Below are 24,108 nucleotides of genomic sequence, written 5' to 3' on the forward strand. Positions count from 1 at the left end.
ATGGATAAAAAATTTAGTGACTTGCCGGAAGGCCGCCAGCTGCAACTCATGGCTTTCGACCGTCTTCTGACGATCATGGACGAGCTGCGTGAACAATGTCCCTGGGACCGGAAGCAAACCATGGATTCCCTGAGGCATCTTACCATTGAAGAAACCTATGAGCTATCGGATGCAATCCTGGAAGGGGATTTAAAGGAGATCAGAAAGGAATTGGGAGATGTACTATTGCATATTGTTTTTTACGCCAAAATAGGATCTGAGGAAAATGGTGGTAGCGGGCTTCGGTTCGATATCAGAGATGTACTGAATGGTATTTGTGATAAATTGATTTCAAGGCATCCGCATATCTATGGCGACACCATTGCGGACACGGAGGAGGCTGTGAAACAGAACTGGGAAAAGCTGAAACTGAAGGAAGGCAATAAATCGGTTTTGTCGGGTGTGCCGGCTTCTTTGCCCGCTTTGGTGAAAGCCATGCGGATTCAGGAGAAAGCACGAGGCGCAGGGTTCGACTGGGATGAAAAACAGCAGGTTTGGCAAAAGGTGGAAGAAGAACTTCAGGAGTTTAAGGAGAATTTCAATATTGAGACAGCGGAAGTTATAGACCAAAAGGAAGCTGAGGGGGAGTTTGGGGATCTGTTATTTTCATTGGTGAACTATTCGAGGTTTGTCGACATTAATCCGGAAACGGCGCTCGAAAGAACGAATAAGAAATTCATCAAACGTTTTCAATATCTGGAGGAAGCCTCCAAAGCCGATGGGAAATCTCTTTCGGAAATGACGTTGACAGAAATGGATATGTACTGGAACCGGGCAAAGGAGTTAAAAATTTAGGTAGAATCTGGTATTAACAAAGACTAACTGAAAACTTATAACAGTTGGTTTTTTTTGAGTTTAGTTAACCATTTTTTCTTTCGATATTGTCGTAGTTTTTGTGAAACAATTTGTACTTGGTAAATATTCATCAACATAAAGTGTTAAAATATGTACTTAGAAGAACGCGTGGAGCAGCTAGAAAATTTATCAGTGGATCAGGGGAGGCAAATCGAGATCATTGCAAAGGGGCTAGGGACTATCACAATTGATATGCGTAAAGGTTTTGCTGATGTTCGTGAGCAGCAAAACAAAATGCAGAAGGAGTTGATCGGGGTTAAGAACGATGTGTCGGTTCTTAAAACGGATGTGTCGGCTCTTAAAACGGATGTCTCAGCTCTTAAAACGGATGTGTCAGTTCTTAAAACGGATGTTTCGGTTCTTAAAACGGATGTCTCAGTTCTTAAAACGGATGTGTCGGCTCTTAAAACGGATGTGTCGGTTCTGAAAACAGATGTGTCAGTTCTTAAAACGGATGTGTCGGTTCTTAAAACAGATGTGTCTGATCTTAAAACGGATGTGTCTGCTCTTAAAACGGATGTGTCTGCTCTTAAAACGGATGTGTCGGTTCTTAAAACGGATGTGTCTGCTCTTAAAACAGATGTGTCGGTTCTTAAAACAGATGTGTCTGATCTTAAAACGGATGTGTCCGTTCTTAAAACCGAATTCGCCTCTCTGAATGCTAATTTTACAACTTTCAGAACCGAGGTAGACGAGAAGTTTGATCGAATGGATAAGAAATTGGATCAGAAGTTCGACGATATTATTACACTTATCAGAAGTAAATAAGGTTTCAATGTCTTCACACCACATTGTTAGAGAGAAGCAGGAACCTGCACTGATCATAGCCAATGGCGAAGCATGTAGCGAAGAGCTTTTAGGTCAGTTGCTTGAGTGGAGTCCCTTTGTGGTTGTGCTCGACCATGCCATCTATCGGGTTCTTGATCTGGGGATCAAGATCGATGTCTGGATGGGAGATTTTGATCAGGATCACGATTTTGAAGAAATTCGGGCGAGACAGGAGCCACTGGAAATTATTGCCACGCCGGATCAGGAGAAGACCGACCTGGAAAAAGCGATTGATTTTTTGATAGACCGCGGATTCCCGGCTGCCAATATCGTGTGGGCCACCGGACGCCGGGCCGACCATGCCATTACCAACATCACCAATATGGTACGCTATAAAGAGCGTATTCGTTTGGTAATGTTTGACGATTATTCTAAAATTTTCCCGCTAAGTGGTGTTTTTGAAAAATGGTATGTAGCCGGTACGCCCATTTCGCTCATTCCCGTCGGGGCGGTAAACGGTATCGTTACCAGTGGGTTAAAGTACAATCTTTACAACGAAACCCTCACGATAGGTTACCGAACTGGAAACAGCAATGAGGTGGCAACCGATGGCCTGGTGCGGATATCCTCAGCTGAAGGAGATTTGTTAATTATGGAATGCTGGGATCTATGAACCCGGATTTGATTCTACATAAAAATTACGGTCAACAATCAAAGTCTTGCGACCTTTTGCGTTCATAGTCTGCCAGTCGGTTTTCGGATAAATAAATTGCTCAGGCAGCGTTCCGATTTTAACCTTTACGGGCATGTCAAAACCTGGTACCACATTAGCCCATCGGTACTTTAAGCCTTTTCCATCAAAAATGTATTCCAGTACAGGGATACGGGTATCGCGTAAATATTGATCAAAAATCTTCGATAGGTCTCTGCCTGATTTTTTTGATATATAGTCTTCAATCTGAGAGCCACTGACCGTTTGATGATAGAATGTCTCATTCAATCCACGCAGGATCTGTCTCCATTTTTTATCATCATTTACAATCTGGCGAATGTTATGCAGCATGTTTCCACCTTTGTAATACATGTCCCTCGATCCTTCCTGATTCACGCCGTAAATGCCTATAATGGGGATGTCATTGGCTATCAATTTTCGGGTACCTATCACGTAGTCGGAGCCGGCTTCTTTACCAAAGTAGTATTCTGTGTACAGATTTTCCGAATAGTTGGTGAAGCTTTCATGCACCCACATATCTGCCACATCTTTGTAGGTAATATTATTGGCAAACCATTCGTGTCCACTTTCGTGAATAATTATAAAATCCCATTTCAGGCCCCAGCCGGTGCCCGACAAGTCACGCCCCAGGTATCCATTTTTGTATCCATTACCATAGGTTACTGAACTTTGGTGCTCCATTCCCAGATAAGGAACTTCTACCAGTTTATAGCCATCTTCATAAAATGGATAAGGTCCAAACCAATGTTCAAATGCCTTTAGCATCATCGGAACCTGTTTGAATTGTATCCGTGCTTTTTCAAGATTTTCCGGCTGCACATAATAGCTCACATTAAGATCCCCTTTTTCGCCCTGGTACACTTCGTTCCAGCTTTGGTAGTTGGCCACGTTCATGTTGACCCCATAGTTGTTGATTGGGTTGGAAACAAACCAGTTATAGGTTTTTGTACGGTCCGGATTGTCCGTTACACTTCGTAAAACACCATTGGAAACGTCCTTCATGTTAGCCGGGACTGTCACGCTGATCATCATGCTGTCGGGCTCGTCGTACATGTGGTCTTTGCATGGCCACCACACACTGGCACCCAAGCCCTGGCAGGAAGTGGAAATAATGGTGTTGTCTACGGCATCCGGTACCCATTGTATGCCACCGTCCCAGGGAGGTCGCTTGGCCAGGCGCGGGCGACCGGAATAGAAAACTTCTATGGATTCCTGACGTCCTGTTGTTTGTAGTTTTTTTAGCGATATAAAGAAAGCATTTCCATCTCTTTTATATTCGAGCGACTGTCCATCCTGAACTACTTTTTCTATCTGCAATGGCTCTTGCAGGTCTACCTGAATGATTTGGGAAGGTTCCAGTACTTTGTAATGGATTCGTGTACTCCCGGAAATGGTACTGTCCGCAGCATCGGGTTTTACCTGCAGATGGTAAAACGTTAAATCCCACCAAGCTCGCTCAGGGGTTATAGCACCGCGGAGCGTATCGGAATGGGTGAAAACCGACTTTTGGGCAAATGTAAATAATGGTGTAAACAGAAGGCCGAAGGCCAGTATTTTTCTCAGCATTGATGAAATCATTTCAGTTTAACCGGTATTAGTGGAATTTGAGCAAAGCATTATTTAACAAGGACTTCCATGTCATTGAGCTCAGGTCCACCCCCTCTGTTCGCTGATCCTGCCGCTATGTACACTTTCTTATTGAGTAAAACGGCCTGGGTTCCGTGCCTGCCCTGATGCAGAGAGGGAAGCTTTTCCCATTTCAGGGTCTGGATATTAAAGGCTTCCACCTCGCTGTGGGCGGCTTCCTGAGTACCACTCTCGCCACCAATCAACAGAATCTTATTACCATAAGCAATGGCCGTATTCCCTGCACGCATGGTGGGGATGTTACTTTCGGGAGAAAGGGTAATCCACTTTCGCGAAGTGAAATCATACAGATCGACCTCCTTAATAGTCGTGTTTATCACTTGATTGGTCTTCGCAGAGGACAGCCGTCCGCCAGCTACAAGTAATTTGTTGTTGGCTACAGCCACCTGAACGTGGTCTCTCGGGCGTGGCGCATCTGCCAGTACTATCCATTTTCCTGTGGCAGGATCATATTCGTCAAACCAGGCCACGTTTCCATCCCAATGTCCATCCTGGATTCCGCATACCAGATATATTTTGTTGTTCAGGACGAATGTTCCGGCTGAACCCCGTCGACGGTTCTCGGGTATTTCACCCCCTTTTCGCCATTCATTCCTGATGGGATTGAATATGTAAATATCCGGAATGGGCTTTTCGTGTGGAAAGGCGCCCGTTAAAGCTCCCAAAACGTAAATTTCATCTTTATAGGAAACAGCCTGAAAGTGGCTCATTTCTATGGGTGGGGCGCTTAGGGTTGTCCACGTATCTTTTTTTGGATCGTATTCATTCACGGATCTCATGCCCCTTCCGCCAAGCAAATAGAGCTTACCATTTGCCGTTGCCATGGCATTCTCATGTCTTTTTTCGGGCAGATTATCCGGCTCAATGGCCTGCCATGCCTGAGCGAAAGATCGTACACTGTTACCATAAACGCTAATGAGTAGCAGCAAGATTTTAAGATGTGTTTTCATGATGACAGCGTTTTACAATCGTTGCAGATGTAATTGAACACCATTAAGGTACAATTATATTTCCTAAAAGGAAAGGCCGGTGACGTGCCGGCCTTTCTGTTGAATGTATGAAATACGGGTCGAGCGACCAAGCTTATTTTATTGCCGGACTTTCAAAACCCAGTTTTTTGAGACCGTTCTGAACATCTGTGTCCTGCATAAATAGTTTCCACAGGAGCCCTGTTCTGTAATTTTCGATCATCACTATAATCGGTCCCTGATCTATGGCGAGGTGCGAGTTGGCGTACCAGTTTTGCGATTCGTTGAAAGCATCAATAAAACCGTATTCGCTCCACAGTTTGTCTCCCATATCATCGTAAAAGTGTCTTAGCGCCTTCATGGACAATTCAGGGGTATAGGGAAAGGATGAGAGCGCAGCTGTGGGGGTGATGGTGCCAAAGTCATTGGTAGGTGAGTGTGCATTGTAACCATTGTAGGTGTCGCTGGCGGTAAGTCCCCAGTTTTTATCGCTGTATCCCTTGAATTTTCCCGGATTGGCCACACAGTGTTTGTAATTAATCAAAGTGTGATTGACGTTTTGTTCCCAGTAGTTGGCATAACGGTCTTTGAGGTTTCGTGGATCAAGGCCTACGAATGAATAATGGGTGAAAAACAACGGACCGCCATAATCAAAACCCAGTGGTAGCTTCACTCCGTAAAATTCTTTGCCGTTTTTGAAATGATCGCTCTCTGCCCAGCATTTATTGTACACCTGGGCAGTGATCGGATAGCGTGGTGACGCTGCACCAAGTATATATGTGATTAGCGTTTCATTGTATCCCCGCAATTCAAAATTCATCGCCCATCCCTGATTCGGGCTCCAGTGCCAGTAGAGCTGGTTGGGATTACCTCTGGTATACCAGTCGAATTCCAGCTCATTCCATATCCAGCTCACTCTGCTCCTGATCGTTCTTTCGGCTTCTGTATCCTGGTCGAAATATTGTCTGGCACAAAGCAAGCCTGTCATCAGGAATGAGGTTTCTACCAGGTCCCCGCCATCATCTTTTCTTCCGAAAGGAATGGTTTTACCTGTTTCGCCATTCAGCCAGTGCGGGAACACGCCGTGGTAGTTATCCGCTTTGGCAAGAAACTTCAGCATTTTGGCAACGCGGTTGGCGATGGAGTCTCTGGGATACCATTTTCTTTCGGCGGCCACGATCATGGACATGATACCAAAACCTGTTCCTCCGGTTGTAACCACCTCTCCGCCATAGTCAAACGAGGTGTTGCTCCGTTCCCGTGATAATCCGCTAACAGGGTGTCCAAAATCCCAGAAGTACCGGAAGGTCTGCTTTTGAACCAGTTCGAGCAGAGCGGTGTCCGACAGGTTTTTGGGTCTGTTAGCAGGATCGAAAACGGTTGATTTAGCCAGGTTGATTTTTTTCTTTTGGGCAAAGGTCTCTGTTGATGACAAAAGCAGACCCATGCATAGGATCAGGTAAAAGGGATTTTTCATGTCCGGTTATTATGGATTAGGAATAATTGCCGGTGGGTTGTGATAACAACCGACCGCATACTTTTTGAGTAAAATTTGCTATTACAAGCCAGGGCTTTGAAAGCCAATGTTTTTCATTCCCGTTTTTACCTCAGGGCAACTCATAAAAAGGTTCCAGAGCAAGCCGGTTCTGTGATTCTCAATCATGATCACGATAGGGCCCTGGTCAATGGCCAGGTACGATTCTGCAAACCACAGTGATTCGAGCGAAAAGGCGTCCCGAAAACCATATTCCCCCCATATCTTATCACCCAGTTTATAATAGAAGAATTTCAGCGCCCGCATGGATTCTGTGGGCGTGTAAGGGAATGAAGATAATGCAGCCGTAGGGGCAATAACACCTCTGTCGTTGGTGGGTGAACTGGCGGTGTAGCCACTGGGTATATCACTGGCTGTAAGCCCCCAGCACGAATCACTGTATCCGGCGTGAGAAGCAGGGTTGGCCTTACAGTAGTTGTAATTGATGAGCGCATGATTTCTGTTCTGGGCCAGATAATTGGTGAAGCCGTCGCTAAGTTCAGTGGGATTGATTCCTAAAAACGAATAGTGCGAAAAGAACAAGGGGCCTCCCAAGGGCTCACCCAATGGAAGCTTGATCCCATAATATTCCTTCCCGTTCACAAAGCCACCCTTTCTGGTCCAGCCATTGTCGTATACCGAGGCGGGTGTGGGATGTGTAGGAGAGCTGGCAGCCAGGGCATAAGTGATCAGGCACTCGTTCCATCCTCTGATCGGCAGATTCATATCCCAGTTACGGTCCGGGCTCCAGTGCCAGTAAAGCACATCTTCTTTGCCTTTCCTGAACCAATCCCATTCTACGCCATGCCAAATCTTATTGATGCCGGCACGAAGTGCGGTTTCTTCGGCACTCCCACCGTTGAAGTACTGCCTCGAAGCGAGTAAACCCTGTATCAGGAATGACGTTTCGACAAGGTCTGCACCATTGTCCTTAGTACTGAACGGAACAACGGCGCCGGTAGAGCCATTAAGCCAGTGCGGAAAGGCTCCGTGAAATTTCTGTGCCTTTTCATTCAGGAAGGCTACGATTTTCTGCATTCGTTCCAGCCCTTGTGCTCTGGTAATAAACTTTCTTTCAATGGCGACCGGAATGGTCATGATTCCAAAACCACTTCCTCCGGATGTGACTATGTCGCCCGAAGTATTTCTTTCACGCGCCAACCCGCTCACCGGGTGCGCAAAGTCCCAGAAGTACTTAAATGTTTGTTTTTGAACTAATGTTAAAAGGGCTTCGTCTGAGATTATTGGAAATTTGTCGGTGGAGTCGAGAGCGGTTCTTAGGTTGACGACTATTTCACTCAACAGTGAGGCGTCGGATTTAGATTTTAGGGCTCTGGTAACCTGAACCTTGTAGGAATTCAGGTACGGCAGGTTATTTGTTGGGGTAATTGTTAAGGTACTGTCACCGTTTTCCAAGGTGGTAGTATAGGGAATGACGACACCTGACAAAGAAATGATACTGACCGAATTAGTAAACGAAGCGGTGTTCAATGGTGCCGAAAAGTTGAACCGCAACCGGGGCTTTGGACTTACATCCAAATAAGTATAACCATCAAAGGCTCCGTCAACGCTTAAACTATTAAACGAAAATGAGCTTGGGGGAATAACCTTAACCGGTGGTTCGGGATTGTTTTCCTTTTTACAGGCAATCCCGAACCAAACAGTTAAACAGAAAATGAATAAGTTTTTTACAGACATTATTTTCCTCTTGCCTCTAGTTTAACCAGGGCGTCAACTTCTGCATCTTTTAAAGCAACATTATAAATCCTTACTTCATCGAGTAGGCCGGTCAGATAACTGGCCCAGGGCTCACCAGCTGATGCAGACGTTAAGCTGGGCTTGGTCTGAAACTGCACGGTGCCGAAAACCATTTTACCCGGATTTTTCCATTTCAGGTTTCCAAATTTTGCAACGGTGCTGGATGCGGATTTGGATCCGTTCACATAGAGTGAAAAAGTAGAAGAGGTGGCATCATAAGATAACGCAATGTGATTCCAGGAGTCAAACAAGTTGATGATTCCGTCTTTTGAAACCCAGGTATCCAGTGTGTCATTCTGAATGTGCGCCCTGAACTTTCCGTTTTCGTTTGTCGCGCCGTTCTCAAAAAATGTTTCAATGTTACCCCAGAAGGCACTTTTTTGAGATAAGCCAACCATGCCAATAATTCCACCTGAGGCGGTAGTTGACTGGCTGTTGACCCAATAGGTAATCGTGAAACTTTTCAGGTCCAGTATTGCGGCTGTTGGGTCAAATAATACGTAACCATTTGCAGCTCCTTTCATGGCCTGGCCTTTAAGGCCGTTTCCAAAAGAAGTACCCGTGTTGACACCGGCAGTTTTGGAAATGATGTCCTGGTAATTTCCATCAAAAGGAAAATGGGCAACGAGGTTGGTAGCCGCTATGTCGCTTGATCCGGTAAAGCCTCCGATGGAAACCTTTGGTGCGTAGCTTTCAGGATCAAATTTCTCGTAGCATGCAGTCAGGCTTACAGTCAAAAACAAACTGGCTGCCAGTATTAGTTTTGAGTTTATAACTTTCATTGGTAAATTCTAAATAAGAAATGGATACTAATAACCTGGATTTTGAGTAAGTAACCCTGCGCTCAAATCGATCTCGTTCTGTGGGATTGGCCATACTTCGTTTTTACCAGCTTTCCAGCCTTTTGGTCCAAATACTTCTGTGCCCCTTCCCTGGCGGATCACGTCGAAGTATCTGTCGTATTCCATGGCTAGCTCCACACGGCGCTCATGCCATATTGCATTGCGAAGCGCCACTTTATCCGTTGTTGTAACTTTTGGAAGAATGGTTGTACTTGCTCCTCTTGCTCTGGCTCGCACCTTTTCAAGTGAGGCAAGTGCCTGTGTGCTGTTGCCGATCTCGTTTGCGGCCTCTGCATTCATGAGCAGTACTTCAGCGAAACGTAAAACCCTTACATTCTGCTGTGCTCCTTCGCCGAAGGCGGTATTGAATAATTTGAAAGGCACATAGGATTTTTGGTTGTACATGGGGTTGTCACCAATTGCCGGAATGGCATCGCCATCGGGTGTAGTTTCTCCACGGAAAATAATGGTCCCATCCCTTCTGGGGTCTCCCGTTTCAAATGCGCTGGCAAGTGCCGCTGTGGGAACATTAAATCCCCAGCCTCCACCTGTGGAGCCACGGACTCCTTGAACCTGAGAATATTGTGACCCACTGGCCCCTTCAATAGAAGTTATCAGTTCATTCTGAATTTCAAAGATAGATTCTGTTGAATTTTCATTTTTGATCCTGAACAACTGCTCAAAGTTGCTGAATAAAGCATATTGACCCGAGGCGATAACCTGTGTGGTCAGATCAAAAACCTGCTGCCATTTTTGCTGATACATAGACACTTTTGCATGAAGTGTTAGTGCTGCACCCTTGGTAATACGTCCCAAATCTGCCGGGCCGTAAGTTTGCGGAAGAACGGCAGCTGCATCTGTAAGGTCTTTTTCAATTGCGGCATAAACTTCCGTTTTAGGAGTTCTTGGCAAATTGTATTCAGATGCGTCCACGGGTAAAGCCAGGCGCAACGGAACAGCACCAAATGCTCTTACCAACCTGAAATAGGAGTATGCCCGGATGAATTTTGCTTCGGCTATATACCTGGCTTTAAGGGTTTCGTCCATGCTGATAGCAGGAATGTTGCCTAAAACCTGATTGGCATAATTGATATTTTGGTATTGACCTTCCCAAAAACCGCCTAACTGACCGTCACCGGACCCTACTGTGAAGGAATCGTATTCGTTGAAAAAAGTGGCATCTGACGCTGAACTCCCTTTTTCGGTTTCATCCGATCCCACACTTTCTACGGCGATAGGGGCAAAGGCTAAGTTATTCCAGCCTCTCAGATTCGCATACATGGCATTCACTGCCTTGGTGGCATCTTCCTGATTTTGCCAGAAAACAGATCCGGATTCTTTTCCCTGCGGGTCGGTATCAAGGAAGCTTTCATTACATGCACTTGGAACTACGAGTAATGAGGCTAGTCCAAGATACAATCCTGCCCGATTAATACTTTGTTTGAAAGTTATATTTTTCATAATAATAATGGTCTTAGAAAGTGACGTTTATCCCGAAGTTGTAAGTAGCCGACAATGGGTAAACATTGGCGTCAATACCTGCCTGGGTAGGTTTATTTTCGTTCGCTCTTACCTCAGGTGAAAGCCCCTTGTATTTGAAAAAATTCAATGGGTTTTGCGCGTTGGCGTATAACCGTAGCTTCCTGATTTTCAATTTTTCGTTGAATTCGGCAGGGAATGTATAACCTAGCTGTGCATTACGAACCCTGAAATAACTTCCGCTCTGAACGAAGAAAGTGTTGGGAAGATAGTTTTGGCCTCCACCAATGTTAGCGGAGGGATATGTGTTGGAAGTACCCTCTCCGTGCCAGCGATTGTCGAAGTAATCTTTGGTGAAGTTTTCATTACCATATCTCCAGCCAAGGTTTGCATTGTACACATCCACTTTGGCAACACCCTGGAAGTCAAGGCTAAGGTCAAAGTTTTTGTAATCAAAGCTTGTATTGATACCGTAAGTAAACTTAGGGTTGGGATTGCCGATCACTTGTCGATCCAATGAGCTGATAGCGCCATCTGGTACACCCGCGGTTCCACTAATATCTCTGTATTTAAAATCACCTGGTTTTGCATTCGGCTGAGCAGAACTTTTAATTTCTTCTGCATTCTGGAATATGCCGTCCACAATGTAGCCGTAGAAGGAACCGATCGGGTCGCCTACTCTTGTGCGGGTGGCCAGTGCACCGCTGGTAAGCCCTGTACCGCCATCGTAGATAGGGTTGGCTCCTGAGCTTACTTCGAGTACTTTATTGTTATTGATACCGCCATTCACGCCTATGCTATAAGAAAACCCATTGTCCTTGGTATCTCTCCAGTTTGCTGCAAATTCAAATCCTTTATTTTCAAAAGTGGCCTGGTTTCCAATAATTCTGCCTGATGCTGTCCCAATTGAATTAAGGACAGGAATGTCGAATATCGCTTGCTCGGTTCTTTTGATGTAATAATCCAGTTCCAGGGTTAGTCTGTTGTTAAGCAAACCGGCCTCTAGGCCAATATCTGTTCCAACACCTCTTTCCCAAAGTGTGGTAGGGGGAATGATTGAGTTGATACTGGCTCCTGTATAGGCTTGTCCACCGAAAATTGCAGCTAAGCTACCACCAGTCGCCACCGTTAGCGTGGATAGATTTGAAGGGACCGAGGCATTCCCGATTTTACCCCAGCTTCCTCTCAATTTAAGGTTGTCGAATACTTTTTGGTTCGCCATGAAGGGCTCATTGCTTACTACCCAGCCCGCACCTATTGACGGGAAATACCCCCATGCATTTCCACCTTGATAAAATTTGGAGGAACCGTCAGCTCGAAGAGAAGCATTCAGTAAGTATTTGTCAGCGAATGAATAATTCAGTCTTCCAAAATAAGAAGCATAAGTACCCAAATCCCCTTCATCTGCAACGGTGCGTCCATTTACATCGCCAAGTGCCAGATACAAATCTCCTTCACTGCTGTAAGGGACATTTAATGCGTTGGCGGTTACTTTGTAAAACTGATCCCGTTGAGCAGACTGACCCACCAGCGCTGTGAAGTTGTGCTTGCCAATGTCTTTTGTGTATGTCAGGGTGTTTTCGAAAATCCAGTAGCGTGATTGCGGACGGGAGAATTCAAGTTTACTGGTTGTATTGCGCTGTCTGAAAGTTGCCACATACGCAGGGTTGTAGCTACGTGTTTCATCCTGAGCATATTTTCCACCAAGGCTTGATTTGAAGACCAATCCTTTGAGCAAATTCACTTCTGCGTAAATATTCGCAGTCAACAGGGTCTTTTTGGTATTTTGATTGTAAAAGTCAATGGTTGCCTGTGGGTTGAAATTGTTTCCATCTCCCAGATTATAATCGGTGGGATCACCATAGGTTCCATCTGCGTAATAAACTGGTACCACCGGCCCGGCAGCATACAATTGTCTGAAAATCCCCCCAGCCTCATCCTTCGATTTGCTGAATGACCCGGTGGCAGAATATCCGATTTTTAAGAATTTAAACGCCTGCAAATCATTTTGCATACGCGCAGTATAGCGTTTGAAGTTGTTGTTCTCAACAATACCATTCTGGTCAAGATAACCCAAAGAAAAATTGTAGTTGGACTTTTCCCCACCGCCACTTATGGAAATCTGATGGTTGGTTACGAGCGCGTTCCGAAGAATCTGGTGATACCAGTCCGTACCTTCTCCAAACTGGGTAGGGTCCAGAATAGCGGATTTGCCGTTAATAATACTTAGCTCATTGATCATCGTCGCATATTCGCTGGCATTTGCCATCTTGATCTGGTTGGTAACTTTTTGATAACCAACAAAACCATTGTAGTCAATGATTGCTTTGCCCGATTTCCCCTTTTTCGTGGTGATCAATACAACTCCATTGGCTGCACGCACACCATAGATTGACTGGCTGGATGCATCTTTCAAAATGTTCATGCTTTCAATATCAGCAGAGTTTAAGAAGCTGATATCGTCAAACCACACGCCATCCACAACATACAGCGGATTTGCACTTCCGTACGCTGTACCTACACCGCGAATACGAATTTGAGGTGCCTCTCCTGGCTTACCGGAATTGTTGATCTGTACACCTGCTACTTTGCCCTGAAGACCACTCACGGCATTCATCGAAGGCTGCTTGGAAATCTCGGCTCCTTTTATGGATACAACAGAACCGGTAACATCCAGTTTGCGCTGGGTACCGTAGCCTACCACCACAAATTCTTCCAGGGTGCGTGCATCATCTTTTAGGATCACATCAATTTTGGCTTGAGATCCAACCGTTATTTCCTGTGAGGTCATTCCTATCATAGAAAAAACAAGTACCGAGGCCGATGATGGCACTTTAATATTGAAATTACCTTCTCCGTCTGTAGGTACCCCGGTAGTCGTACCCTTTATCAATACGCTGGCACCGGGAAGGCTCGTTCCATCGGATGCCGTAACTTTTCCTGTTACGCTTATTTCCTGAGCAAAGGAAGAGATACTTCCTGACAAGAAAACCAGCACGCACAGTAGTCGTAAAACAGTTTTCATTGGTGATAATTTGGTGATATAATTATTGTAAGAATAAATTGAATTGTAAACAAATGTAATTCCATCGGTGGCAGACCGTCAAGAAAAGGACTACATCATAACTACATCAATTAGAATAATGCAAGGATAAATAGCATTAAAGTGATTTTATGTAGAATTTGTGCAATTTTGTCAAATATCCATCATGTATTGCACCAGGTTTGCGTCGAGGCCTAATCCCAGTTTTTTGCGTAGCCGATAGCGCTTTATCTCCACACCTCTAATAGAAATCCCCAGTGCGGGCGCCATCTCTTTGGTGGAAAGATTCATACGCAGGCATGCAGCAAGGCGTAGTTCGGATGGAGAGATGGCCGGGCAGATACTGCGAAGCCTCTTGAAAAATTGTTCATGTACTTCCTCAAAGTTATCTTCGAAAAGTTGCCAATCCTCTTTACCGGCCACGTTTCTTTCAATACTGTTGAGCAGTTTTTGGTAATGAATATTTGGTAATTGCTGCCCCATATCCTGTTTTACCTGTTTGAGCTCGTCCCGGATCTCCTGCAGAATTTCATTTTTGCGCACCACGTTGATCGCAACGTTACTTATTTGCTGGCTTTTGCTTTTGATCTCACTCTGTAGCTTTTCATTTTGAATTTCCATAATTTTTCGCTCACTGGAAAGCCTTTGCTGGCGGAGTTTTTCTTCCTGTTCTTCAAGCAACTTGGCTCTGTGTCGCTCGAGACGGCGTTCCTGGTATAGCAGTAAGGATACAAGAATAAGAGTGACCGTGATCCAAAAAAGCAATTTGGCCCAGAAGGTTTCACTCCAGTAGGGAGCTACTGAAAATTGGTAGGAGGCAATCTCATTGCTAATGCTACTCCGGATCTCGAAAGTATAGCTTCCTGCTTCAAGATTGGTGAAATCGACGGTGGTCTGGTCGGTCCACTCTGACCATTGTTCGGTAAGGCCTTTTAATCTGTACTTGAATTGAACATTTTGCCCGAATAATGATAACGAATAGGAAATACGAAGCGAACGCGCATCTTCAGGAAGCGTGACACCGCTTCTTATTTCGTATGCTTCGGACAGGTTGCGCAGATTGGACACCCTCCGGACTGTGGGTAGTATCGTTTCCTGGGTAAATCTGGTGTTGCTCAGCCGATCATAAAGCGCATATCCATTGTCCAGACAGAAAAAATAGTAAGAATCGGTCAAAGGGATAATCGTTTCGCTATTTCTGACCAGGGTAAGTTCCAGGTTTTTCTTCTGGCCATTTCCGGAGTGGAATTCAATATGGTTCATGAATACTTTAAACCACTCGGAATGAATTCCTTCCCGGATTTTAAATGGTTCTTCCGGGTTACTCTGGAAGGTATTTATTGCCCCAAGCTGTTTTTCTCCAATAGGCTGAAAGTATGCGTTTGCAGATCGTACGAGAACTTTATCATCCTTGATATTGATCTCAACCGAAAATTCACTGGGTATTTCCTGCGGAGCTTTATATTCTTTCCAGGAAATGGCCGAATCCAGCGTGGGTGTTAATCGGGTTTGGTACAATCCTTTATAGGCATGTGCAAGCCAGAAAGACCCTGCCGTGTCCTGTATCAGCTGGCGAACCGGTATAGGCGGAACAGACTTCACGGGGTAGGCGTAGGTCCAAAAATGATTTTTATCTCTTTTATATACATGCAAACCGGTGTAGGAGCCTTGGAGAAGGAGAGTATCATTTCCATGCTGGACGGGCAAAAATATCCAGCCGCCTGTAATATTGGAAATTCGCCTGATGCCATGCGCTTCGATGCTGTAGGTGGCGTCATTATGCCCGCAGAGTAGCTGATCATTAAATACCTTTAATAACCAGGTTTGTCCACCCAGGCCAGGTATGGAGCGGAAGGGCTCGGCAGATTTCCACTTTTTTACAAAAACGCCATTGTTGGATCCAACATATAGATTACCCCGCCACACTGCTGCCGCGTACGTGGAGCCTAGCGGGTTGTCACTGGTCTGGTAAGCAATAATGGGGGAGGAAATACTGATCAGATCAATTCCCTTGTCCATTCCAGTCCAAAGGTGGTTTCGTCTGTCTTCGGCCAGGGCCAGCACAGTGTTATTCTGGAGGCCATTTTCTTTGTTAAACTGGTATTTGAGAAGGCCATCCTTTGAAATAATGTAAACGCCCCTTTGTATGGTACCTATCGCATAACTGCTGTCCTGGCTTAGCAGGATTGCTTTGTTAATGATGTTTCTTTTCAGATCAACAGCAATGGGAATGTTCCATGCATTAAGCTGACCATTCTCGTAGGTAAACAGGCCATGTTTGGTGGTGGCAACAAGTATCTTGTTTTTTTTCAATGGCAGGATGGACGACACCGTGGTGGATGCCAATGCATCGGTTCCGGATACAGGAGTCCATGTGCGGTTGTTCAGTTCGTATAACCCCTTACCGATCATCTGCACCAGCAAGCGGTTATGTACATATCTCATGTACATTAAATTACCCGGTACTCTAATTTCTGTCAGGCTTTTTCCATCATAACGATAAATCCGGGAAAAGGATTGGAAGTAAATAAAATCCGGAGTTTTAAGAATATGCCAGATTTCTTCTGTTTTCAGACTGGCGAGTCCGGTATTTTTGCTTAGAGAGTGATAGTAAAGCAAGCCTGAGCCATTTTCTTGCCAGTAGCCAAACTCGGCAAAACCACCTACATAGACCCTGCTCACTTTCTCCTTCCGTCTTGCCAAAATTTTACCTTTGGCAGTCAGTGGTTGGCAGGTAACTTCATCACACAATACAGAACGCACTATTTGACCGTCGGGCATGGGATAAAGCTTCCATTGGGCACCGTCGTACTCGAGTAGCCCATCGGAATTAGCTGCATAGATCACGTTATTATCAGCCTGATCAATAGCCCAGTTTTGTTGGTGGGCCTTGTACATCTGAGGTGTAAAATTGACCAGCGGGGGTGTTTCCTGACAAAATGCAGAAGAATAAAAAGCAAACAAAAGCAGTAAAGTCGCCCTATGCACTGGCTTCGTCTGGAAGCGATGGTCGCAAAGTAGCCTTGGTTTGCCTGGCTTATCAAGTACAAAAGAGATCATTCAGACGTCCTTATATTTGTGTTTTACTCATTATTTTCGGGAATAATGCGCTATTTGCTCATTCCAATCACTAATAATTCTTGCTTATGCTTAAAGTAATTTTCGTTTTGATACTCATCTCACCATTGGTTTCGGCTCAAACCAAGCCTTCTGACGATAACATAAAAAATGATATCCGGTACAATCTTAATAATTCCGGGTCACATTATGTCAAAGTTACCTTCACCAACCAAACCTGGCTGCGTATGAACGAAAATAATCCTGGTACGACTGTATTGGGAGATCCGGCCACCAATACGTTTGATATCGGATTACGTCGTACTCGTATGCAATTGTTTGGGCAAATTACCGACCGGGTATTCTTTTACACCCAATTCGGGATGAATAACTTTAATAAAACGAGCGGTTTTCCGGCCTATAACACGGTGGGTACCCCCAGTAATAGAAAAGTGGGGGCATTTTTTCATGATGCCCTGGGCGAGTATGAAGTTCAGCGTAAAGGAAATAATTTTATCAGGCTTGGTGGTGGACTTACCATCGTCAATGGGCTATCCCGTTTTTCACAGCCCAGCATTGGCACCATTATGACCATGGATGTGCCTGTATTTGCGCAGGCTACTGTGGATCAGACCGACATTTTCTCCCGAAAACTGGCGGTTTACAGCCGGGGGCAGATAGGGAAGGTGAATTACCGTATTGCCATAGCAGATCCATTCCCGGTTGAAACGAGTGGTGCAACTCCTGCCGGCTTGGGAACCAACTCTGTTTTTGCTCAGAAGAGGCATAAAAAACAGTTTGACGGATTATTGGTCTACAATTTCTTTGACACCGAAGACAATACAGTGCCCGGCTATATGACGGGTACTTACCTGGGAAAAAGAAAGGTGTTTAATCTGGAAGCAGGTTTTATTTCGCAAAAAAATGCGACCTGGCGAAGAGAAAGGGCCGATACATTGTACGGAAACATGAATTTATGGTCGGTAGCGGCTTATGCAGATATGCCTGTTAACAAAAGTAAAGGTACGGCAGTGTCTGGTTACCTGGGATACTTTCACAGTGATTATGGCAAAGGATATTTGCGTTACAATGGAAGTATGAACCCAGGCACCGGTACCACGCAGCCTATCACTGGCGTAAGTGGTACCCAGGGCAATACCTACCCGATGTTTGGTACTGGAAAAGTGATTTATGCGCAGGCGGGATATAAGTTTAAAGACCAGTTGTTGGGGAATCATGGCACATTGATGCCCTTTGCATCTTTGCAACATGCAGATTACGAGCGTCTAAGTGATGCCATGAATGTTTACAATATAGGTGTAAACTGGCTCATAAAAGGTCACAATGGAAAGTTGACGTTGAATTATGAAAACAGACCGGTATATAAAACGGGTGCAATTGTCAACGAGCTGGCCAAGGATGGAAGGCGGGGATCCTGGATATTGCAGTATCAGATTTCGATTTGATATACTGCCGGATGATCACTGTTATACACAAATGGGCAGCCTGTTCGGGCTGCCCATTTGCGATTACTGGAGTGTATCATTACAAGCTTAATGCTCCATTCATGGATCTTACCGCTTCTGCGGATTTTTCGAAAGCCGCTTTTTCCGCATCGCTTAGGCGAAGGTTTACGATTTTCTCCCACCCGTTGCGCCCCAATACCACCGGAACGCCCATACAAATATCTTTCTGGCCATATTCTCCGTTCAGATACACGCTGCAGGGAACAATTCTTTTTTGGTTGCGCACAATACTTTCAACCAGCAGTAAAGTGGCGGCACCAGGTGCATACCAGGCCGAAGTGCCGATCAGTTTTGTAAGTGTTGCACCGCCCACCATGGTGTCGGCAGCCACTTTTTCAAGTTTTTCGGCAGAAATGAATCGGCTCACAGGAATGCCGTTGTACGTTGCCAAACGGGTCAGCGGGATCATCGTGGTGTCTCCATGCCCTCCGATCACCATACCGTGGATATCCAGCGGAGATACATCCATTTCCAGGGCCAGGTAAGTTTTGAAACGAGCGCTGTCCAGTGCTCCACCCATTCCGATCAGACGTTTTTTCGGTATCCCGGACTCCTTAAAAGCAAGGTACGTCATTGTGTCCATGGGATTGGAAACAACGATAATGATGGCTTTGGGAGAATATTTAAGGATATTTTCAGTAACTCCTTTTACAATTCCAGCATTTATTCCGATCAGCTCTTCGCGGGTCATGCCGGGCTTGCGGGGAAGTCCCGAAGTGATCACAACAACGTCCGATCCTTTGGTTTTTTCGTAATCATTGGTAGAACCTATGGGTTTGGTATTAAAGCCAAGCAAAGCAGCCGTTTGATACATATCAAGAGACTTGCCTTCGCTTACTCCTTCTTTAATATCCAGTAATACGACCTCTTCGGCCAGTTCGCGACGAATAATATTATCGGCAGTGGTTGCTCCAACAGCACCCGCGCCAACGACAGTAATCTTCATATAAGAAATCTGTTAAATGGTATGGAAGTATTTGATTAAATAATTCCTAAAATTAGGATACATTATTTGTTTAAACCACAATGAATTTAATTTTTTGAATGAAAAGTAATATGGTGCAATCCAAACTGCAATTTTTTACGTTATTAGATAGTTATAATGGGGTTGCAAACCACTTTTTCATTTTGAGAGGCAAAATTGAGCCGATTTCCCGGATAACCGATGCAAGTGGGAAGGTGTTAGGCAGCAAGGTTCCCGGCAATAAATAATTAGAAAACATGAACAACGAATCTTTGTTGAACCGTATTCTTCAATCGGTTTTTTTTAGAAAGGCTCAGGGGAAGGCCGGCAGGTATGCGGGCAACACTACACGGCTGATAGAGTTGGCTAAGGAAGTTGTCCAAAAGCTTCAAACCGTAGGCTTTAAGGGCAATTTGGCGGAATTTCAAAATGGGGTGCAATTGCTGATCAGAATGTTACGTGCCTATGCGTCGGGTGAATATCGGGCCATATCCTGGAAAAGTATGGTCTCCGTAGTGGCCGTGCTGATCTACTTTGTTTCGCCTATCGACCTGATCCCGGACTTTTTGCCGGTGATCGGCATCACCGATGACGTAGCTCTGGTGATCTGGCTCATCAAGACTTTGGGTGACGAGACGACCAAATTCAGCAACTGGGAGAAACAGGAAAAAACGATTAATATCGGATAAAGTCGGGCCTTATTTTAGGTCTTTAAAAAAGAATAAGTATTTTTGTAAACATAATAAAATTAAAATAGATATGGAATCAGGAATGATTTTGGGATTTTTAGGAGGATTGGGCGGATCGGAAATGATCATGATTGCTCTTTTTGTGTTACTATTCTTCGGAGCGAAGAAAATCCCTGAATTGATGCGCGGCTTGGGTCAGGGTATCAATGAGTTCAAAAACGCCACTAAAGACGTAAAAGAGAATATAGAGAAAAGCATGGAAGATCCTAAGTAATCCTTCCGTCTTGTCGAAGTTGTAGCAGAGCCATTTAGTGGATACTTTATGGCTCTGATTCTTTGTTTATAACCCCACAAAATAGGAAACGTTGAAAGATTATAAAACGCTGAACGAACTTCAGGAGGATTTACGTGTAGGAAATTTGACTTGTGTGCAGTTGGTTCAGCAGTATCTTGACCGGATAAATCTTAACAGTCATCTGAATGCGTTTGTTGAAGTCTATTCAGAAGAGTCGCTTCTTCGTGCTTTAGAAATTGATCGTAAGATTAAAGAAGGAACTGCAGGTAAGCTGGCAGGACTAATCGTTGGCTTGAAAGATGTACTTGCCTACCAGGGCCACGGGCTGCAGGCGGGCAGTCAGATACTTGCTTCTTACATTTCTCCGTATTCAGCCACGGCTGTTCAGCGTCTCCTGGACGCGGATGTAATCGTGATTGGCCGTCAGAATTGCGACGAATTTGCCATGGGTTCATCCAATGAAAATTCATCATTTGGTCCGGTACTGAACGCGGCGGATAATCTGCGTGTGCCAGGAGGTTCGTCAGGTGGCTCGGCGGTGGCTGTCCAGGCAGGCTTATGTCACGCATCCATCGGAAGCGATACGGGTGGCTCCGTACGTCAGCCGGCAGCCTTTTGCGGTGTAGTGGGTGTCAAACCTTCTTATGGGCGTGTTTCCCGTTGGGGCCTCATTGCCTATGCTTCTTCCTTTGATTGCATAGGGCCGATCACGAAAAGCGTGGAAGATGCAGCGCTTATCCTCGAAGTAATGGCAGGGAAGGATGATTACGACAGTACCGTCTCAACCAAAGAGGTGCCGTCCTATTCCCGAAATTTGGAATTTACTGGAAAAGCCCGGATCGGATATATCAGAGAGACGGTTGAAAACGATGCAATTGCGCCGGAGATTAAAGCACGTACGTTGGCTATTCTGGATCAGCTACGTGCAGAGGGACATGAAGTTTCTCCTGTAGAGATGCCATTATTAAATTCCCTGCTACCCACCTATTACATTCTTACCACCGCAGAGGCAAGTTCGAACCTGTCCCGGTTTGATGGCGTACGCTACGGTCATCGTACCTCAGTTTCAGGGGATTTGGAAACACTTTATAAAAAATCAAGGACCGAAGGTTTTGGGGAAGAGGTGAGGAGAAGAATATTATTAGGTACTTTTGTGCTCAGTGCTAATTATTATGACGCATACTATACCAAGGCGCAACGCGTTAGAAGACTGGTGCGGGAGGAAACGCAGCGCTTCTTTGAGCAGTTTGATTTTTTGATTTCACCGGTTACGCCTACATCTGCGTTCCCCATAGGCGAAAAGGTAGAGGATCCGATACAAATGTATCTTGCAGATATTTTTACAGTGCATGCCAATGTGGTCGGCAATCCGGCGATGTCTGTACCCAACGGGGTGGATGAATCGGGATTGCCCATTGGAATTCAGATTATGGCGCCATTTTATGGTGAGGAGAGCATGTTTTCGTTCGCTAAATACCTTACAGGTCTAACGCCGGAGCCGAATTTGTAATCACTCATGCATGATCCGGCGTTGTAGCGTACTTTTAGATTGAAGATTGAATAAATTCAGTCAGGAAATTTTCATCAATTTGAAAATTAAAAATCAGGTAAATGTTTTATAGCCAAATGTTTACAATTGACAACCGAGAATTGATCAACCATCAAAAAAACAATTAATGAGGATTTCTAAAAAAGTGTTGTGGCTCGGAGCCGTGTGCGTAGGGTTATGGAATTCGGAGGTAGTTGCTGAAAATATGCAGCCCGTAGTTCCGCAGGAGCGTTTAGAGGCCGATGGAGACACATTGGGTATTGCAGCCCAGGCCGATGAAATTGACCTGCCCGAGGTTGAAGAAATAGGGGTGAATCCGGCCGTTCCAGAGCAGCTTTTAAGAGCCAGATTTGCCAAATTGGAAAAGTCAATACCTTTGACCTACCATAAATCTTCTCACGAGTTTGTAGAGTACTTCATTTATAGAAAGGCAAAGTTTACCAAAACCATGATGGAAAAGATGCCTTTGTATTTTCCATTATTTGAAAAAACACTCCAGAAGCATGGCCTTCCGACAGAACTAAAATACCTGTCCATGATAGAGTCAGGCCTGGACCCGCGGGCTATTTCCCGAGCAAGAGCTGGCGGTTTATGGCAATTTATGCCTGCTACGGGGCGTGAGTTTGGATTACATCAGGACACTTACATTGATGAGCGCTTTGAGCCGGTAAAAGCAACCGAAGCGGCGTGTACCTATTTAAAGCAGCTTTATAATATTTTTGGTGACTGGGAACTCGCTCTGGCTTCCTACAATACAGGCCCCGGAAATGTAAAGCGCGCCATGCGGCGTTCTCACGGAACAACCTTCTGGACCATTTACAATGTACTTCCCAAGGAAACCAGGTCATACGTGCCACAGTATGTGGCGATGAATTACATGATGAACTATGGGAATTACCATGGTATTTATGCTGAAAATCCGGAATACATCGTGCCGAATGATACCATTCATATCAATGGTTATATCAATCTTGTTACTTTTTGTGAAACAAGCGGTATAGCATTGGAAGAGCTCGAGAAACTTAATCCCCATTTGACCAAAAAAACACTTCCGGATCAAACCAGGAATTTTGTTTTACGTGTACCCAGTGTCAAGTATACCTATCTGGTCAGTAACAGGAATGTGATTATGGATTCCTGTACGAAACGTTTCTCGTCTGTGATGCTTGCCAGGATGGATAGTACACAGCGTGATTCATTGGGTAACAGCGTGGTCAATTCTTTGGCTTCCGTGGCTGAAGAGGAGGAAGTCGCAGATCGAATCGAAACGAAGATTGTTTCAAAGAAATCGTCCTACATTGTCAGAAAGGGTGAAACATTATCTTCGATTTCCAGGAAAATGAACGTGGAGATTTCAGACTTAAAGAAATGGAACCATCTCCGTAAGAGTAACATTGCCAAGGGCCAAAAGTTGATCGTGTATAAAAATGTAAAGCGGGTGGTGGGGCAAGAGGTGCGTGTGGCAAGCACTCGTACAGAAAAGGAGAAACCTCAGAATAAACATTCAAAGCATCGGTATCACACCGTGCAGCATGGTGATACACTTTGGACTATTTCGCAGCGCTATGGCTTGCCTGTTAATAATTTGAAAAAGGCCAATAAAATCAGAGGTAATGATATAAAGCCAGGGCAAAAGCTTATTATTACCAGCTAGTAACCAGGAAAAACACACAGAATTATTTATGATCGCTTACGTGGAAGGAAAAGTTGCTTACAAAGATCCGGCCTATGCCATCATCGATGTAAACGGCCTTGGTTACGAAATCCGGATTTCCTTGCAAACGTATACATCATTGCCCGAGGAGGGCAATCGATGCAAATTGGTAACTTACCTTAATATTCGGGAAGACGCTCATATTTTATACGGTTTTTGGAGTACTGATGAAAAAAAGCTGTTTCTGGACCTCACCGGGATTTCTGGAATAGGGCCGTCAACTGCTTTGGTCATGTTGTCATCGCTGTCGTCTTCCGAAATACGCCAGGGTATAGTGGATGAGGATTTACGCCTGATTCAATCCATTAAGGGGATCGGATCTAAAACGGCACAAAGAGTGATATTGGAGCTGAAAGATAAAATGCGCAAAGATACCTTGTCGTCGACGGGCGTGAAAACACCCGAGAGCTCTTCCAACGTATTGAGAAGTGAAGCCCTGGCAGCTTTGGTAACCCTGGGAATTCCCAAGGCAACGGCAGAAAAAAGTGTGGATGTGATTATCAAACGTGAAGGAGTGGGCATTACGGTAGAACAATTGATTAAACTTGCGTTGCGATAAGCAGATTAAAATGTTTGATCATAAAAATATTGGCAGACCTGTAACCGTTGTGAAGAATACAGTGCATATGAATGTTCCGGCAACCTCCC

18 protein-coding genes are annotated in these 24,108 nt (G+C 44.9%); 9 read left to right on the top strand and 9 right to left on the bottom strand.

All coding sequences use genetic code 11. From position 1 onward, the window contains the following. The 3 genes from mazG to DYADSP32_RS23015 all read left to right on the top strand — a co-directional run bounded on the left by mazG (position 1) and on the right by DYADSP32_RS23015 (position 2,335). Positions 1-834, top strand: coding sequence for a nucleoside triphosphate pyrophosphohydrolase (gene mazG / locus DYADSP32_RS23005; protein ID WP_149240567.1), 834 nt, complete (start codon positions 1-3; stop codon positions 832-834). 150 nt (positions 835-984) lie between these two features. After that, positions 985-1,662: a hypothetical protein gene (locus tag DYADSP32_RS23010; RefSeq protein ID WP_149240566.1), complete on the top strand. Its 678-nt coding sequence runs from the start codon at positions 985-987 to the stop codon at positions 1,660-1,662. 7 nt (positions 1,663-1,669) lie between these two features. Continuing rightward, positions 1,670-2,335 (top strand): thiamine diphosphokinase, encoded by a 666-nt coding sequence (locus DYADSP32_RS23015; RefSeq protein ID WP_149240565.1) that lies wholly within the window; start codon positions 1,670-1,672, stop codon positions 2,333-2,335. Here DYADSP32_RS23015 and DYADSP32_RS23020 read toward each other — a convergent pair. The 8 genes from DYADSP32_RS23020 to DYADSP32_RS23055 form a co-directional block, all read right to left on the bottom strand. Then, complete coding sequence (locus tag DYADSP32_RS23020) at positions 2,330-3,961, bottom strand: M1 family metallopeptidase (protein WP_149240564.1); 1,632 nt, start codon at positions 3,959-3,961, stop codon at positions 2,330-2,332. The two genes, DYADSP32_RS23015 and DYADSP32_RS23020, sit on opposite strands and share 6 nt — an antisense overlap. 50 nt (positions 3,962-4,011) lie before the next feature. After that, on the bottom strand, positions 4,012-4,992 hold the full coding sequence (locus tag DYADSP32_RS23025) for a kelch repeat-containing protein (protein WP_149240563.1): 981 nt from the start codon (positions 4,990-4,992) through the stop codon (positions 4,012-4,014). Positions 4,993-5,125: 133 nt separating this feature from the next. Further along, positions 5,126-6,487, bottom strand: coding sequence for a glucoamylase family protein (locus DYADSP32_RS23030; protein WP_149240562.1), 1,362 nt, complete (start codon positions 6,485-6,487; stop codon positions 5,126-5,128). Between the two features lie 81 nt (positions 6,488-6,568). Then, entirely contained in the window at positions 6,569-8,242 is a 1,674-nt protein-coding gene (locus tag DYADSP32_RS23035) for a glucoamylase family protein (protein WP_149240561.1), read from the bottom strand. Continuing rightward, positions 8,242-9,084 (bottom strand): LamG domain-containing protein, encoded by an 843-nt coding sequence (locus DYADSP32_RS23040; protein ID WP_149240560.1) that lies wholly within the window; start codon positions 9,082-9,084, stop codon positions 8,242-8,244. Before DYADSP32_RS23040 ends, DYADSP32_RS23035 begins: the two co-directional genes overlap by 1 nt. Positions 9,085-9,111: 27 nt before the next feature. Beyond that, positions 9,112-10,605, bottom strand: a complete 1,494-nt coding sequence (locus tag DYADSP32_RS23045; RefSeq protein WP_149240559.1) for a RagB/SusD family nutrient uptake outer membrane protein — start codon at positions 10,603-10,605, stop codon at positions 9,112-9,114. 13 nt (positions 10,606-10,618) lie between these two features. Further along, positions 10,619-13,648 carry a SusC/RagA family TonB-linked outer membrane protein gene (locus DYADSP32_RS23050; RefSeq protein ID WP_149240558.1) on the bottom strand — a complete coding sequence of 1,010 codons (3,030 nt, stop codon included), beginning with the start codon at positions 13,646-13,648 and terminating at the stop codon, positions 10,619-10,621. A 171-nt stretch (positions 13,649-13,819) separates the two neighbouring features. After that, positions 13,820-16,726, bottom strand: coding sequence for a triple tyrosine motif-containing protein (locus tag DYADSP32_RS23055; RefSeq protein ID WP_149240557.1), 2,907 nt, complete (start codon positions 16,724-16,726; stop codon positions 13,820-13,822). Between the two features lie 86 nt (positions 16,727-16,812). On the opposite strand from DYADSP32_RS23055, the gene DYADSP32_RS23060 reads away from it, so the two are divergent. Then, positions 16,813-18,189 (top strand): hypothetical protein, encoded by a 1,377-nt coding sequence (locus DYADSP32_RS23060; protein ID WP_149240556.1) that lies wholly within the window; start codon positions 16,813-16,815, stop codon positions 18,187-18,189. 79 nt (positions 18,190-18,268) lie between these two features. Here the strand turns inward: DYADSP32_RS23060 and mdh are convergent, their stop codons facing one another. Then, positions 18,269-19,195 (bottom strand): malate dehydrogenase, encoded by a 927-nt coding sequence (gene mdh / locus DYADSP32_RS23065; RefSeq protein WP_149240555.1) that lies wholly within the window; start codon positions 19,193-19,195, stop codon positions 18,269-18,271. Between the two features lie 275 nt (positions 19,196-19,470). On the opposite strand from mdh, the gene DYADSP32_RS23070 reads away from it, so the two are divergent. From DYADSP32_RS23070 to ruvA, 5 genes are all read left to right on the top strand, one after another. Continuing rightward, positions 19,471-19,902, top strand: a complete 432-nt coding sequence (locus DYADSP32_RS23070) for a YkvA family protein (protein ID WP_414617989.1) — start codon at positions 19,471-19,473, stop codon at positions 19,900-19,902. Positions 19,903-19,972: 70 nt separating this feature from the next. Further along, positions 19,973-20,176, top strand: coding sequence for a twin-arginine translocase TatA/TatE family subunit (locus DYADSP32_RS23075; RefSeq protein WP_149240554.1), 204 nt, complete (start codon positions 19,973-19,975; stop codon positions 20,174-20,176). A gap of 91 nt (positions 20,177-20,267) precedes the next feature. Next, positions 20,268-21,707 (top strand): Asp-tRNA(Asn)/Glu-tRNA(Gln) amidotransferase subunit GatA, encoded by a 1,440-nt coding sequence (gatA, locus tag DYADSP32_RS23080; RefSeq protein WP_149240553.1) that lies wholly within the window; start codon positions 20,268-20,270, stop codon positions 21,705-21,707. Between the two features lie 166 nt (positions 21,708-21,873). Then, positions 21,874-23,400, top strand: a complete 1,527-nt coding sequence (locus DYADSP32_RS23085; RefSeq protein WP_414617990.1) for a LysM peptidoglycan-binding domain-containing protein — start codon at positions 21,874-21,876, stop codon at positions 23,398-23,400. Positions 23,401-23,428: 28 nt separating this feature from the next. Beyond that, positions 23,429-24,019, top strand: coding sequence for a Holliday junction branch migration protein RuvA (gene ruvA / locus DYADSP32_RS23090; protein WP_149240552.1), 591 nt, complete (start codon positions 23,429-23,431; stop codon positions 24,017-24,019). Positions 24,020-24,108: the final 89 nt, after the last annotated feature.

This window comes from Dyadobacter sp. 32, from assembly GCF_902506755.1.
GTDB lineage: Bacteria > Bacteroidota > Bacteroidia > Cytophagales > Spirosomataceae > Dyadobacter.